Here is a 14,068-nt window from a genome sequence, read left to right as displayed (position 1 = left end):
CGGCGGCCGCCTTCGTCGCGGCGGCCTCGGCCGCACCGCGGGCCTGGCTGGCGTCGGCCTCGGCGAGGCCCTCGGCGCGCAGCGCCTCCGCCGAGGCGGTGCGGGCGACCCGGTCGGCCTCGGCGGCGATGCGCACCGACTCGGCAGCCGCCTCGGCCTCCACCTTGACCTTGTAGGCCTGGGCGTCGGCGACGGCCTTGACCTCGGAGTCGAGCTCGGCGGCGCGCAGCGCGGCACGCTTCTGCGCGGTGATCTCCTGCTGCGCCACGACCTCCTGCTGCGAGAGCGCCTCGGCGAGCGGGCGTGCGGCGGCGGCCTCGGCGGTGGCCTTGTCGGTCTCGCGCTGGAGCGCGGCCTTGCGCTGGGCGAGGCCGGCCTCGCGCTCGGCGACGGTCTGCTCGGCGGCGATCACGGCCTCGCGCGCCTCGCGCTGCGCCTCGGCCTCGGCGATCTCGGCCTGCTTGCGCACCTTGGCCTGCTCGGCGCGGCCGAGGTCGTCGATGTACCCGTTGTTGTCGGAGATGCCCTTGATCTCGAACGAGTCGACGTCGAGGCCCTGGTTCGCGAGCGACTCGCGGGCCACGCCGAGCACCGACGCCGAGAGCTCGTCTCGGCGGTTGATGATCGTGGTGACGTCGGTCGCGCCGATCGACGCGCGCAGCGAACCCGACAGCACCTCCTGGGCGAAGATGTCGATGTTCTTGTCCTGGCCGAGGAATCACTGGGCGGCCGCACGGATGGCGGACGCGCTGTCGCCGACCTTCACGATGGCGACGGCGTCGACGTGCACGGTGATGCCGTTGTTCGTCTGCGCCTCGGCGCGGATCTCGATCGCCCGCGAGCGGAGCGAGATCTTGTGCGCCTTCTGGAAGAAGGGCATGATCCAGACGCCCTGGCCGTGCACGACGCGCTGGCCGGATTCCTCGGTGTCGATGCCGTCTACGACCTTGCGCTTCGAGCGCTTGCCGGTGACGACGATCGCCTCGTCGGGTGACACGTTGCGGTAGAGCACCTTCGCCCAGATCCACAGGATGATGACGGCGATGATGACGAGGGCGATGATCCCGATGACGGGGGTGAGGGCGAAGTCGAACACGAGGTCCTTCCGAGGGGTGTGCGGGGGTTCCGGACAAGACTGTCGGGAGGCGGCCGGTTGCGCAATGGGTCGGCCTCCACCCCCGTCGACGGATGCCGCGAGTCCAAGTCGACGGATGCCGCGAGCCAGCCGAAACCCCCGTGCGCGGTGTCGGCGGCCGGGTGCAGACTGGCGGTATGTGCGGACGATTCGCGAACGACGCCAAGGTCGACGAGATGATCCAGGAGTTCGTCGCGCAGGGCGGCGACTTCCGCGACTGGGTGCCGCAGTACTCCATCGCGCCCACCCAGGTCGTGCCCATCGTGCGCGAGCGCAAGAACAACGACACGGGCGAGGTGGCCCGGTCGGTGGATGCCGCGGTGTGGAACTTCCATCCGTCGTTCATGAAGGAGTCCAAGCGCCCGCAGTTCAACACCCGCATCGAGACGGTCGCCACCAATGGACTGTGGAAGGGGGCCTTCGCGTCCTCCCGCTGCCTCGTGCCGATGCGCGGCTACTACGAGTGGACGGGCGAGCCGGGCAGCAAGCAGGCCTGGTTCCTGCACGGCGAGCAGCCGCTGCTCGCCGCCGCCGGCATCTACACGGCGCGCAAGGTCGGCGACGAGTGGGAGGTCTCGACGTCGATCATCACGCGTGAAGCTCGGGATGCCTCGGGCGAGATCCACGACCGCATGCCGGTGTTCCTCGAGCGCGACGTGTGGGACGAGTACCTCGCCCCCGTCAAGCTCGACGACGAGGGCAAGCAGGAGATGGTGGCGTTGCTCACGGCCGAGTCCGAGAAGGTCGCCGCGACGATCTCGAACTACGAGGTCGATCGCCGGGTCAACAACTCGCGCACGGTGGATCCGGGTGACCCGGCCCTCATCGAGCCGCTCGACGCGGCCGGCTGATCGCGCCGGTCAACGCATCTAGCTCACGCCGACACCCGGCGCGCGAAGGCGATCGCCTCCTCGAGCAGCGCGTCGCGATCGACATCGCACTCCCAGCGGTGCCCGGCGCCCTCGACGAGCACGAGGGTCGCCTCGGCGCCGGCCGCGGCGAGCGCGTCGGCGAGCAGCACCGCCTGCGACGCGGGAACCGACGTGTCGGCCGTGCCGTTCACGATGAGGAACGGTGGCGCGCCCGCGTGCGCCTGTCGGGCGGGGCTCGCGGCCGCCGCGGTGGCGGGGTCCGACCCGACGGTGGCGCCGAACCACTTCGCCTCGCTGCAGTCGGGGTCGTCCTCGCGACCGAGTGCGCGGGCGTGCTCGATGAAGTCGGTCGGCCCGTACCAGTCGATGACGCCGCGCGCCGCGGCATCCGCTCGCAGGCCGACGAGCATCGCGAGGGTCGCCCCAGCTGACTCACCCCAGAGCACGAGGCGCGTGGTGTCCAGCCCGAGGCGGGGACCGTTCTCGCGCAGCCACGTGATGGCCTCGAGCACGTCGTCGACTTGGGCGGGAAAGACGGCCTCGGCGCTCATCCGGTAGTCAACGGATGCCACGGCGAAGCCGGCCGCGACGATGCGCTCGAACGCGTCGGCGATGTCAGGTCCGAACTCCCGGCGGCTGCCGCCCTGCCACCCGCCGCCGTGCAGGAAGAGCACGACGGGCAGGAGCGCGCCGCCGGGCTGGCGAGTCGACGAGGCATCCGGCAGCGGAGCGGCCCCCGCCGGCAGGTGCAGGTCGAGGGCGAGCGGCCGGAACCCGTCGCGCTCGGCGTACACGACGTCGCGCATGCTCAGTCGCGCCGGTCGATCGCGGTGGCGCCGTACTCCTCGTCGGTGACGTGGTCGCCCCAGGTGGCGTCGTCGTCCTCCCACATGGCGAGGTGGCACATGAACGAGTCGGCGGATGCGCCGTGCCAGTGCCACTCGCCCGGCGGCGTGTGCACGGTGTCGCCGGGACGCATCACGCGCACCTCGCCGCCGCGCGCCTGCACGAGGCCGATCCCGTCGGTGACGTGCAGCGTCTGGCCGACGGCGTGTCGATGCCAGGCGGTGCGGGCGCCCGGCGCGAAGCGCACGAGGTTGACGCGCAGGCGCGAGGGCTCCTCACCGCGCGCGATGACGTCGAAGTGCACGTCGCCGGTGAAGAGCTCGGCGGGCCCCTTGGTGGTGGGCTGCTTGGGCTGGAACTGCATCGGATTCCCTCCGTGCCGGGCCCGGTCGCCCGCACACGTCATCGAACGTACGCCTCGGGCGCGGGCCGGGGAAGGTACTGGCGGTACACGTCCCGCAAGGGACTCCCACCGCCGACGGCCATGGTGTTGCATCGAACGATGAGCTGGACCGATGACGAACTCGCCCGAGTCGGCGACGCCGACGAGCTGCAGGTGGCCTCCTACCGAGCCGACGGCTCGCTGCGTCCGTACGTGACCATCTGGGTGGTGCGCTCGGGCGACGACCTCTACGTGCGCTCGGCCTACGGGCCCGACAACGGCTGGTTCCGCCGCGCGAAGGCGAGCCGTCGCGGGCGCATCAGGGCCGGCGGGGTCGAACGCGACGTCGAGTTCGCGGATGCGGCGACCGATGTGCATGCGGCGATCGACGACGCCTACCACGCGAAGTACGACCGGTACGGCGCGCGGATCGTCAACACCGTCGTGGGCGACCAGGTGATTCCCACGACGTTCCGGCTCGAGCCCTCGGCGGACTGAGCCGTCCAGAGCGAGTCCGGGCCGCGCGCGCCTCGTGGTGCCCCGTGGCTCAGTCCGTGCCGCCGCCGAGGTCGCCGAGCAGCAGTCCTGACTGCCGCGATCGGCGGTCGACCTCCATGGGGTCGAGCTCGACCGGCTCGTCGACGGGAGCAGCAGGGCCACCGGATCCCGTCGCGGCATCCGTCGGCGCGTCGACCGCCTTCGCCTCCGCCTTCAGCCGCTGCTTCGCCGCGCGCTCGACGAGCACGGGCACGAAATCGCGCACGCGGCCGCCGTCGAACCGGTGCAGCTCCTCGTCGACGACACCCTTGATGTACTCAGGGCTGAGCGCCGGGAACTTCTCTGAGAGTCGCGAGACGACCTCGTCGATGGCGCGGTCCTCATCGGGCTTCGTGCTCATGTGAGCATTCTGCAGGGTGACGGTCGGAGGGGCAACAGGCCGGGACGCCCGGGTCAGCGTGCTCCGGCAGTTTCGACGGGCTCCGCGGATCCGGCCTCATGCGCTCCGGATGCCGCGTCCGCCGACGGTTCCGCGCCGTGCACGGGGTGGCTCCGCTCGAGCGCTGCACCCTCCACGTCGACATTCGGGAGGATGCGGTCGAGCCACTTCGGCAGCCACCACGCGGACTCGCCGAGCAGGTGCATCACGGCCGGGATGAGCAGCATCCGCACGATGAACGCGTCGATCAGGACGCCGATCGCCAGGCCGAAGCCGAGCGGGCGCACCATCGTGAGGTGGCTGAAGACGAAGCCGCCGAACACGGCCGCCATGATGATCGCGGCCGCGGTGACCACGGCGCGGCCGTTGCGGAGGCCGGCGACGACCGCGGTCCGAGCGGGCACGCCGTGCACGTACGCCTCGCGCATGCCCGACACGAGGAAGAGCTGATAGTCCATCGCCAGCCCGAACAGCACGCCCATGATGATGATCGGAGCGAAGTTCAGCACGGGTCCGGGGTCGTGCACGCCGAACACCCCACCGAGCCAGCCCCACTGGAAGATCGCGACGACCGCGCCGAAGGCGGCGAAGAGCGTGAGCACGAACCCGGCGGTCGCGATGAGCGGCACGAGGATCGAGCGGAACACCAGGATGAGGATGATCAGCGAGAGGCCGACGACCACGCTGAGGTACAGCGGCAGCACCCCGGCCAGCTTGTCGGAGATGTCGATGTTGCCGCTGGCCTGCCCCGCGACACCGAGGGTGATGTCGCCCTCGACCGGTGAGAGGTCGCGCAGGTCGTGCACGAGCTGCTCGGTCGACTCGCTCGACGGGCCGTCGGCGGGAACCACCTGGAAGGCGAAGTAGTCGTTCTCATCCGAGACGCCGACGGGCGCGACCGCCACGACGTCGTTCTGCGCCATCAGCATGTCGGCGAGGTCGGCCTGCGTGGCCACCACGTCGTCGTCCTCGACCGCCTCGGGCAGCTCGGCCACCACGAGGATCGGCCCGTTCTGGCCGGCGCCGAATGCGTCGGCGACCGCGGTGTAGGCGCGGTACTGCGTCGACTCCTCGGCCTCCGATGATCCGTCGGGCAGGCCGAGCCGCATCGAGAGCGCGGGGATGGCGATGACGAGCAGCACGACGATCGACAGCACGGCCTGCAGGATGGCCCGCGACGTCTTCATCGGGCGCAGCTCGGGTCGGGCGTGGGCTTCGTGGCCGATCTCGCCGCGGGCCTTTCGCGAGAGCACGCGCTGGCCGACGAGCCCGAGGAGCGCGGGGGTCAGGGTCACGGCGATGAGCACCGCGATGAACACGCAGACGGCGCCGACCGTGCCCATGACGCCGAGGAAGGGGATGCCCGTGACGTTGAGCGCGAGCAGCGCGATGAGCACGGTCGAGCCGGCGAAGACGACGGCGTTGCCCGACGTGCCGTTCGCCAGTCCGATCGACTCGTGCAGCTCCATGCCCGACAGCACCTGCCGTCGGTGCCGGTTGATGATGAAGAGGGCGTAGTCGATGCCGACGGCGAGGCCGAGCATCACGCCGAGCACCGGGGTGACCGACGACATCTCGACGACGCCCGAGAACGCCAGCGAGCCGGCGACGCCCACGCCCACGCCGATGAGTGAGGTGATGAGCGGCAGCACCGCGGGCAGCAGCGCCCGGAACACGATGATGAGCACGAGCATCGCCACGATCACGCCGACGATCTCGCCGGCGCCGATGAGCCCGTCGATCGATGCGGCGATGGTCGACGAGTAATCGATCGCGACCCCGTCGATGCCGGCGCCGTCGAGCGCCTCGGCGACCGACGCCTTGACCTCCGACGACAGTGAGAAGAGGTCGTCGTCGAACATGACGACGCCGATGGCGGTGCTCTCGTCGCTCGAGACGGTGCGGATCTCGGCCGCGGCCGTCATGAGGCGGGTGGCGTCGTCGAGCTGGGCCTGCTGCGTTGCAATCTCGGCCGCGCCGTCGTCCAGCTGCGCCTGCTGGGCGGTGAGCTGCTCGGCTCCCGCGTCGAGCTGCGCCTGCTGGGCCGCGAACTGGTCGGCGGCCTGATCGTAGGCACCGGCCGCCTGGGCCTGGGCGACGGCGGCGTCGAGCTGGGCCTGACCGGCGTCGAGCTGCGCCTTGGCGGCGTCGAGCTGCGCCTGGCCGTCGTCGAGCTGCTGGGCGGCGGTGTCGAGCTGCGCCTGGCCGTCGACGAGCTGCTGCTCCTGGTCGGCGCGGTCGGATGCCGCAGCGAACGGGTCGACCGTGTCGGAGACGCCGTCGAGCTCGCCGACATCGGAGAGGAGCGCGCTGATCTCCTCCTGCTGCTCCGCGGTGAAGGCCGAGCCGTCCTCGGTCTGGAAGACCACGGTGCCGGTGGCGCCGCCGAGTCCGGAGAGCCGGTCGTTGAGCTGTGCGTTGACGCGCTCGGTCTCGGTGCCGGGAATGCTCATGCTCGACGTGACGGTTCCGCCGAAGGCGAGGAACCCGCCGACGGCGAGCGCGAGGGCGGCGAGCCAGGCGACGAGCACGGTCCAGGGCCGGCGCGCGGAGAAGCGACCGAGACGGTACAGGAGTTCAGCCATTGCCGGGTGCCTTTCGGGAGCATGGGTTCGGGGCACACCATCGAGCCAGGTCAAGGATAACCGACATGTGTCGGATAACCGACAACTGTTGATGAAGTCCACAGGAAGCATCCGACCGCTGGCAGAATCCCCCTATGGACGTCCGAGTCGAACGCACGCGCCGTGCCCTGCAGGAGGCGCTGTTCGAGCTCGCCCGTGAACGCCCGCTCGACGAGCTGACGATCGCCGACATCGCGGCGCGGGCCGGGGTGAACCGCAGCACCTTCTACCAGCACTACTCCGACAAGGAGACGCTCCTCGCCGACGCGCTCGACGCCACGGCCGAGGCGACCGGGGCCGCGCTGCCCGAGCTCGTCGAGCCGCTGTTCGAGCCGCCGCAGGCGCTGTTCACGTTCCTCGAGCACATCGAGGCCAACGCCGGCCTCTACCGGCGGGTGCTCGGCTCCCCTGGTTCGGCCGTCGTCACCGCGCGACTGCGCCGTCGCATCGAGCTCATCGTCGGCGACGCCGTCGTGCGGTCGGGCACCCGTGTCTTCGAGGGGCTGCCGCTCGACGTCGTGGCCGCGGGCATCGCCGGCTCCGCGCTCGGCGTGATCGAGGCATGGCTCGCGCGCGACTCGCGGCCCCCCGCGGCCACCGCCGCGGACTGGGTGTGGCGGGTGCTCATCGGGCCGGGCGGCGCCTGGGACTGAATGCCCGCAGGCGACGCGTCTACGATCGGACGGTGCTCGTTCTCGCCGTCGTCCTGCTGCTCGCCAACGCCCTCTTCAACGTCATCGTGTGGCCCCGTTTCTACCCGCGCATCGCCGCCGACCCGCGGGCCCGCGATGCCGATGGCCGCCGCACGGCCTTCTACACCGTGCACGTCGTGCTGATCGCGCTCGCACTCGTGCTCGCCGCGGCATCCGCCATCACGGCGCTCGTCATCCTGCTCTGACGCGGAGAACCCGCAACCGGCGCTCGTCAGACCGCGTCGGGGTCCACGCGCGCGAAGCGCGGCACGGAACGTCCGTCGCGGACGACGGCCTCGGCGAACATCGCAGCCGGCCGCACCCAGTGGGCGCGGTCGCCGTAGAGCTGGCGGTAGACGACGAACTCCTCCTCCGTCTCGCTGTGCCGCGCGACGAAGAGCACCTCGTAGCGGGCGCCCTTGTAGTGCTCGTACACACCCGGTTCGATCGCGTCGGCCGCGCTCGCTTCGCTCACTCGCCCCATGCTACGGATGCCGCGGCCCCACGCCGCTCCGATCCCGTGCGCTGCTCGGTTTGACTTGCCGCGGCCGATGTCGGATGCTGTGCAGGCTCGTCCCCCCGCGGGCACGTCACGATGGAGTGTCATGAAGTCGGTTCGCCGTCCGGCCGTTGCGCTGTCCGCCATGCTCGCGCTGGTCGTCGTCCAGGCGGTCGCCGATCCGACCGGGCTGCTCGCGCTCGTCGGCTGGTCGGGCGCGCAGCCGCGCTTCGACGTCGGGGTCTGGCCGCTCGCTCCGTACGCGATGTTCGTGCCGGTGGTGCTGGGCGTGACCTGGTGGGTCGCCGTCCGGGCGGGCGATCGGTTCTGGCCCCTGGTCGCCGGCGTGGTGCTCGCCGTCATGCTCGCTCAGGCCGCGACCTGCCTCGTGATGACGTGGGACCTCGCGGCCGCCGCCTGGGCGGCCGGGTACGTGACCGCCAAGGCGGTGCCGGCGGCGCTCGTCGTGGCGGCGCTCGCGCGATGGTTCGGCGGCCCGACGAACCGCCCGGCGATCGAGCGGAGCACGCTGTGGCCGCCGGCCATGTCGGTCTGGCTGCCCGCCGTGCTCATCGCCGCCGCGGCCCCCCTCCTCTCGGGCCTGTGGTGGACCGGCGCGGCGTACGGACCCGGCATTCCGGCCGCCCGCCCCGACCGCGGCCCGGTGTCGATGCTCGTGGCCGTCCTGCTCATCGCGGTCGCGACCGCGATGTGCCTTCGATGGATGCGCGCCCGCGTCCCCGGCGTGCTCGGCGGATGGCTCGCGGCGCTCGTCGCCTGCGGCGTGGTCGGCGTGGTGCAGGCGGTCGTCGCGTTCGCGGTCGACGGCGGGCTCTCCGGTGACCTGTGGCCACTGATGACGGCGTACCTCACGATCGCCGATGGCCTCTCGTTCGGCGCGTGCGTCGGCTGGATCGTGGGCGTGGCCGCCGTGGCCGCCGAGCGGGTGCGTGCCGGACGCCGGGCTCGCGTGCTCCAGCTCGCCGCGGCATCCGTCGCCCTGCTCGCCGTGACCGCGGCGCTGCTGCTGCCGGCGACGGGTGCGGGGGCGTCTGCGGCGGCGGCGGCCGGTGCATCGGATGCGTCGACGGATGCCTCGCGCGCCGCGGCATCCGTTCCCGACGGCTTCCTCCGTGCCGAGGGTCGCCTCATCACTGACGGCGACGGCAACCAGGTGCTACTGCGCGGGGTGAACGTGAACCAGCTCGTCGACTTCTACGAGCCGCAACCAGGCGTGGCCGCGACGAGGCCTCTGACGGAGGACGACTTCGCGGGCATCGCGGCGCGGGGCTTCGACGTGGTGCGGCTGAACCTCTCGTGGTCGGCGCTCGAGCCCGAGCGCGGCGCGTTCGACGCCGGCTACCTCGAGCAGGTCACCGACGCCGTCCACTGGGCCAAGCAGCACGGCATCCGGGTCGTGCTCGACATGCACCAGGACTCGTGGTTCAACGGCGCGACCGAGGAGGGCACCGCCTGCCGGCCCGGCACCGACCCGATGTGGGGCTACGACGGGGCACCCGCGTGGGCGACCATCACCGACGAAGCCCCGCGCTGCCAGTTCCAGGGCCGCGACATCTCGCCCGCAGGCAACCGTGCGTTCCAGCACTTCTACTTCGACACCGAAGGCCTGCAGGGCGCACTCGTCGACACCTGGGGAAGGCTCGCCGCGGAGTTCGCCGACGAGCCGGCCGTCGCGGGCTACGACCTGCTCAACGAGCCCGGTTTCGGCGAGACCGCACCGGTCACCACGTCGCTGCTGCTCGGCCGCTACTACGACCGCGCGATCGACGCGATCCGGGCGGCCGGCGCACCGCAGATCGTGTTCGTGGAGCCGAGCATCTTCTGGTCGGGCCTCGGCTTCGACAGCGGGCCGACTCCGGGCTTCACGGACGACGCGAACATCGTGTTCTCGCCACACCTCTACGCGGAGTCGTTGACGATGGACCGTTCCCTGGGCATCCCGCCGATCGTCGGGATGGACCGGCAGTTCGTGCTCGCGCAGCGCGTCGCCGACGAGTACGGCGCCCCGCTGTGGTCGGGCGAGTACGGCTATTGGGGCGAGGATGCCGACGTGGTCGACCGGCTCAGCCGCTACGCCGACGCGGAGGACGCCAACCGACTGGGCAGCGCCTACTGGGTGTGGAAGCAGGCCTGCGGCGACCCGCAGAACGGCATCGGCCCGACCGGCAACGGGCTCATGGTGCAGGACTGCGAGACCGGTGATGACGCGCCGCCGCGCGACGACCTGCTCGCGATCCTGAGCCGCGCGTACCCGAAGTCGGCACCGGGGGTGCTCACCGCGCTCGAGGCGGACGGAGCGCACGTGTCGCTCGCCGGCTCGGTCGCCGAGCGCAGCTGCGGCCTCGAGGTGTGGGTTCCCGGGAGCGCCGAGCCCGGGCTCAGCAGCAGCGGGATCACGGATGCCGCGACGACCGCGGTGCCCGGCGGCTGGCGCATCACCGGCTGCGCCGAGGGCGACTACACCCTGTCGACCGACTGAGCCAGGTCTCCGGGTCATCCCTCCCCCGGACACCCGCTCAGGAGAACCGGGCTGCGACCAGTGCGACGATGGCGACGCCCGACATGGCGAGCGCCATCGCGCCGTATCCGCCGATCGCGCCCGCGAGGATCGGGCCGAGCGCCGGTCCGAGGGCGGCGACGACGGTGATGGGTGCGGCGAACACGCCGTTGATCGAACCGTAGTTCCGCGTGCCCCAGCGGTCTGCCACAGCCGACCCCTGCACCAGCGTCTGCGCGCCGCGGACGGCGCCGGCGGCCATGCCGATCACGACGAGCAGCCACGGCGGCCCGGGCACGACCGCCATGAACGCGAGCAGCAGCATCGCCGAGCCCGAGGTGACGGCGAGCGGGAGCCACGGCGCGGTGCTGTGCGGGATGACGACGTAGAGGAGCCGCCCGATGACCTGCCCGGCACCGAGGAGACCGAGCGACCAGGCGGCGAGCTCGTACGTGAAGCCCTTCTCCATATAAAGGGGAATGACCGCGAGGGTGACGCTGAACACGGCGGCCGTCAACGCCACCATCGAGCCCTCGAGCATCCAGAACCGGCGCGTCCGGATCACCGTGCCGACGGTGTGGACCTGCTCGTCGCGCTTCGCAGGCGGATGCGGGGCCCACGCCCGCTCGAGGAAGATCCAGTGCAGCGGCAGCGTGACGAGGAGCAGGGTGGCGGCCAGGACGAGGAAGACCGCGCGCCAGTCCAGCGCGTGCAGCAGGCCCGCCACGATCGGCGCGAACACGGTCGACGCGAGTCCGCCGGCGAGCGTCACGATCGTCATCGCGCCGCGGCGTCCCTCGCCGTGCCGTCGGGTGATCACGGTGAAGGCGGCCTGGTAGAGCACGGCGGACTGCGCCACGCCGCAGATCACCCAGCCCAGTGCGAAGACGAGGAGGTCGGGTGCCGCGCTGACCACGACGAGGCCCAGTGCACCGGTGAGCGCACCGGCCGTCATGACGAGTCGTGGGCCGCGCTCGTCGAGCAGGCGCCCCGCGACGATCCCGACCGCCGCCGACACGATGAGTCCGAGCGAGAACGCCAGCGTCACCTCGGCGATGGTCCAGCCGGTCTCCGCGGCGATCGCGGGCGCAGCCACGATGAGGGCGTAGTACAGGATGCCCCAGCTGACGACCTGCCCGACCGAGAGCGCCGCGAGACGCACTCCCAGCCCTGGCGGCGCGGAGAGGCGCGGCGAGCTCACCGCGATGCAGTGACGTCGAGCAGTTGCGAGAGCTGGCCGAGGGCGCCGGGCACGAGGCGGTAGTAGGCCCAGGTGCCGCGCTTGCTCCGGGTGAGGAAGCCGGCGTCCATGAGCACCTTCAGGTGGTGCGACACGGTGGGCTGGCTGAGGCCGACCGGTTCGATGAGGTCGCAGACGCAGGCCTCTTCACCGGCGGATGCCGCGACGATCGAGACCAGCCGGAGTCGCGTGGGGTCGGCGAGGGCCTTGAGCTTGCGGGCGAGCTCCTCTGCACGGTCGGCATCGATCGTCTCGCGGGTCAGCGGGGTGCAGCAGGCCGCGCCGGTGGTGTCGGAGACATCCGTGATCTGCAGCAGCGTCGTGCTCATGCCACGATGCTAGCCCAATATTGACAACCATCGATATAGTCGCCACACTCAATATCGAAGTTCATCGATGCCTTGGAGGCACCCGGATCATGACCCTGATCGAGCTCACCACCCCGACGCGGCAGCAGCGCCGACTCGACACCCTCCCTGTCGCCATCATCGGTGCCGGGCCGATCGGCCTGGCCGCCGCGGCCAACCTCGTCGAGCGAGGCATCGACTTCGTGGTCTACGAATCGGGCGACCGCGTCGGGTCGAGCATCCGGCAGTGGGGCCACACCCGCCTCTTCTCCCCGTGGAAGCACGTCGTCGACCCCGCGTCGCGCCGCCTGCTCGAGGCGACCGGCTGGGAGCTTCCTTCGCCCGACGCCCTCCCCACCGGGTCCGAGCTCGTCGATCGGTACCTCGAGCCCCTCGCCGCCCTCGAGCCGATCACCGCGCGCATCCGCACCGGCGTCACGGTCGAGGCCGTCACCCGGCAGGGCATGGACCGTACCCGAACCGCGCGCCGCGAGCAGACGCCATTCCTCGGGCGCACGCGGACCGCCGACGGCGTCGAGGAGTTCACCGCTCGCGCGATCATCGACGCCTCGGGCACCTACGAGCACCCGAACAGCCTCGGGTCGTCGGGCCTCGAGCCGCTCGGGCTCTCCGACGTCGCCGATCGGGTCAGCCACGCCCTGCCCGACGTGCTGGGCCGGGATCGGGCGCGGTTCGCCGGCCGGCACACCACCGTCGTCGGCGCGGGCCACTCGGCCGCGAACACGCTGCTCGCACTGGCGGAGCTCGCCGAACAGGAGCAGGGCACCAGCGTCACCTGGCTCATCCGCAATGCGAGCGCCGTGCGCGTCACGACCTCCGACGACGACGGTCTCGCCGCCCGCGCGAACATCGGCCGCCGCGTCGACGCGCTCGTGGCCTCCGGGCGTATCGCGCTCATCGACCGCTTCGAGATCGTGCGGCTCGGGCGCACCGACGGCGGCGTACGACTCCTCGGCGCCCGCGACGAGGAGCTCGTCGAGCACGACACCGACCTCGTGGTGAACGCCACCGGCTTCCGGCCGAACCTCGACATGCTCCGTGAGATCCGCCTCGAGCTCGACGACATCGTCGAGGCGCCCAAGCGCCTGGCGCCCCTCATCGACCCGAACGTGCACACCTGCGGCACCGTCGAGCCGCACGGCTTCGCTGAACTGCAGCACCCCGAGCCGAACTTCTTCCTGGCCGGCATGAAGAGCTACGGCCGCGCGCCGACGTTCCTCCTCGCCACGGGGTACGAGCAGGTCCGTTCGATCACCGCCTGGCTCGCGGGCGACGCGGCGGCGGCCTCCCAGGTCGAGCTCGTGCTGCCCGCCACGGGCGTGTGCTCGACGAGCCTGCCCGCCGACGGGGCATCCTGCGGCACCGCCACGTCGGGCGCGTTCACCTGCTGCTCGTAAGATGCCCGCGAACCCGCTCACAGAACTCGAGGCACCGATGAATCCGACCGAAACTCCCACCGTGCTCTTCGTCTGCGTGCACAACGCCGGTCGATCGCAGATGGCCGCCGGCTACCTGAAGGCCCTCGGCGGCGACCGGGTCGAGGTGCTCTCGGCCGGCTCCGAGCCGAAGGAGGAGATCAACCCGGTGGCGGTCGAGGCGATGGCCGAGGAGGGCATCGACATCGCCGGCAGCGCCCCGAAGGTGCTCACCGTCGATGCGGTCAAGCAGTCCGACGTCGTGATCACCATGGGGTGCGGCGACGCCTGCCCGATCTTCCCCGGCAAGCGCTACGAGGACTGGGAGCTCGACGACCCGGCCGGCCAGGGCATCGATGCGGTGCGGCCGATCCGCGACGAGGTCAGGCGACGCGTCGAGCGGCTCCTCGGGGAGCTGTTCCCCGAGACCGCAACCGCCTGAATCGACGCCCGCGAGGGCAGCGGATGCCCGGGCTCGCGGCTACGCCGTCACCGGGCGTTGCGCCGTCGCGGCCACCGCGACGAGTGCCCGCAGCGGAT

The 14,068-nt window shown here is 71.5% G+C and carries 14 protein-coding genes and 1 pseudogene; 7 read left to right on the top strand and 8 right to left on the bottom strand.

Translation table 11 applies throughout. From position 1 onward, the window contains the following. Nucleotides 1-997, bottom strand: a pseudogene (locus GH736_RS07995) (SPFH domain-containing protein); the annotation flags it as partial. A gap of 275 nt (nt 998-1,272) precedes the next feature. Between GH736_RS07995 and GH736_RS07985 the strand changes: the two are divergent. Further along, nucleotides 1,273-1,986, top strand: a complete 714-nt coding sequence (locus tag GH736_RS07985; RefSeq protein ID WP_159601925.1) for an SOS response-associated peptidase — start codon at nt 1,273-1,275, stop codon at nt 1,984-1,986. A gap of 23 nt (nt 1,987-2,009) precedes the next feature. Here GH736_RS07985 and GH736_RS07980 read toward each other — a convergent pair whose 3' ends face one another. Both GH736_RS07980 and GH736_RS07975 read right to left on the bottom strand, forming a co-directional pair. Next, complete coding sequence (locus GH736_RS07980) at nt 2,010-2,813, bottom strand: alpha/beta hydrolase (RefSeq protein WP_159601923.1); 804 nt, start codon at nt 2,811-2,813, stop codon at nt 2,010-2,012. Nucleotides 2,814-2,815: 2 nt separating this feature from the next. After that, nucleotides 2,816-3,217, bottom strand: a complete 402-nt coding sequence (locus GH736_RS07975; protein ID WP_159601921.1) for a (R)-mandelonitrile lyase — start codon at nt 3,215-3,217, stop codon at nt 2,816-2,818. 138 nt (nt 3,218-3,355) lie between these two features. On the opposite strand from GH736_RS07975, the gene GH736_RS07970 reads away from it, so the two are divergent. Further along, nucleotides 3,356-3,733: a DUF2255 family protein gene (locus tag GH736_RS07970; protein ID WP_203230681.1), complete on the top strand. Its 378-nt coding sequence runs from the start codon at nt 3,356-3,358 to the stop codon at nt 3,731-3,733. A gap of 49 nt (nt 3,734-3,782) precedes the next feature. Here the strand turns inward: GH736_RS07970 and GH736_RS24480 are convergent, their stop codons facing one another. Together GH736_RS24480 and GH736_RS07960 are read right to left on the bottom strand one after the other, a co-directional pair. Further along, nucleotides 3,783-4,133 carry a three-helix bundle dimerization domain-containing protein gene (locus GH736_RS24480; protein ID WP_203230680.1) on the bottom strand — a complete coding sequence of 117 codons (351 nt, stop codon included), beginning with the start codon at nt 4,131-4,133 and terminating at the stop codon, nt 3,783-3,785. Between the two features lie 53 nt (nt 4,134-4,186). After that, a complete protein-coding gene (locus tag GH736_RS07960; protein ID WP_159601917.1) occupies nt 4,187-6,757 on the bottom strand; it encodes an MMPL family transporter in 2,571 nt (856 codons plus the stop codon). A 134-nt stretch (nt 6,758-6,891) separates the two neighbouring features. Here GH736_RS07960 and GH736_RS07955 point away from each other — a divergent pair, with 134 nt between their 5' ends. After that, entirely contained in the window at nt 6,892-7,449 is a 558-nt protein-coding gene (locus GH736_RS07955) for a TetR/AcrR family transcriptional regulator (RefSeq protein ID WP_159601915.1), read from the top strand. A 32-nt stretch (nt 7,450-7,481) separates the two neighbouring features. Next, a complete protein-coding gene (locus GH736_RS07950; protein WP_159601913.1) occupies nt 7,482-7,694 on the top strand; it encodes an SCO4848 family membrane protein in 213 nt (70 codons plus the stop codon). A 26-nt stretch (nt 7,695-7,720) separates the two neighbouring features. On the opposite strand, the gene GH736_RS07945 is transcribed toward GH736_RS07950, so the two are convergent. Beyond that, nucleotides 7,721-7,963 carry a DUF1653 domain-containing protein gene (locus GH736_RS07945; RefSeq protein ID WP_235933888.1) on the bottom strand — a complete coding sequence of 81 codons (243 nt, stop codon included), beginning with the start codon at nt 7,961-7,963 and terminating at the stop codon, nt 7,721-7,723. A 130-nt stretch (nt 7,964-8,093) separates the two neighbouring features. On the opposite strand from GH736_RS07945, the gene GH736_RS07940 reads away from it, so the two are divergent. Continuing rightward, a complete protein-coding gene (locus GH736_RS07940) occupies nt 8,094-10,487 on the top strand; it encodes a glycoside hydrolase family 5 protein (protein ID WP_159601909.1) in 2,394 nt (797 codons plus the stop codon). 37 nt (nt 10,488-10,524) lie between these two features. Here the strand turns inward: GH736_RS07940 and GH736_RS07935 are convergent, their stop codons facing one another. Together GH736_RS07935 and GH736_RS07930 are read right to left on the bottom strand one after the other, a co-directional pair. Beyond that, complete coding sequence (locus GH736_RS07935) at nt 10,525-11,706, bottom strand: MFS transporter (RefSeq protein ID WP_235933887.1); 1,182 nt, start codon at nt 11,704-11,706, stop codon at nt 10,525-10,527. Continuing rightward, nucleotides 11,703-12,074, bottom strand: coding sequence for an ArsR/SmtB family transcription factor (locus GH736_RS07930; RefSeq protein ID WP_159601907.1), 372 nt, complete (start codon nt 12,072-12,074; stop codon nt 11,703-11,705). The genes GH736_RS07935 and GH736_RS07930 overlap by 4 nt, the downstream gene beginning before the upstream one ends. Before the next feature lie 89 nt (nt 12,075-12,163). Between GH736_RS07930 and GH736_RS07925 the strand changes: the two genes are divergently transcribed. Together GH736_RS07925 and GH736_RS07920 are read left to right on the top strand one after the other, a co-directional pair. After that, a complete protein-coding gene (locus GH736_RS07925; RefSeq protein ID WP_159601905.1) occupies nt 12,164-13,510 on the top strand; it encodes an NAD(P)-binding domain-containing protein in 1,347 nt (448 codons plus the stop codon). A 1-nt stretch (nt 13,511) separates the two neighbouring features. Further along, nucleotides 13,512-13,970: an arsenate reductase ArsC gene (locus GH736_RS07920; protein ID WP_235933886.1), complete on the top strand. Its 459-nt coding sequence runs from the start codon at nt 13,512-13,514 to the stop codon at nt 13,968-13,970. The last annotated feature ends 98 nt before the right edge of the window (nt 13,971-14,068 follow it).

It is taken from the genome of Agromyces humi (genome assembly GCF_009720255.1).
Lineage (GTDB): Bacteria > Actinomycetota > Actinomycetes > Actinomycetales > Microbacteriaceae > Agromyces > Agromyces humi.
This window is presented reverse-complemented; position numbering and strand designations above follow the sequence as displayed.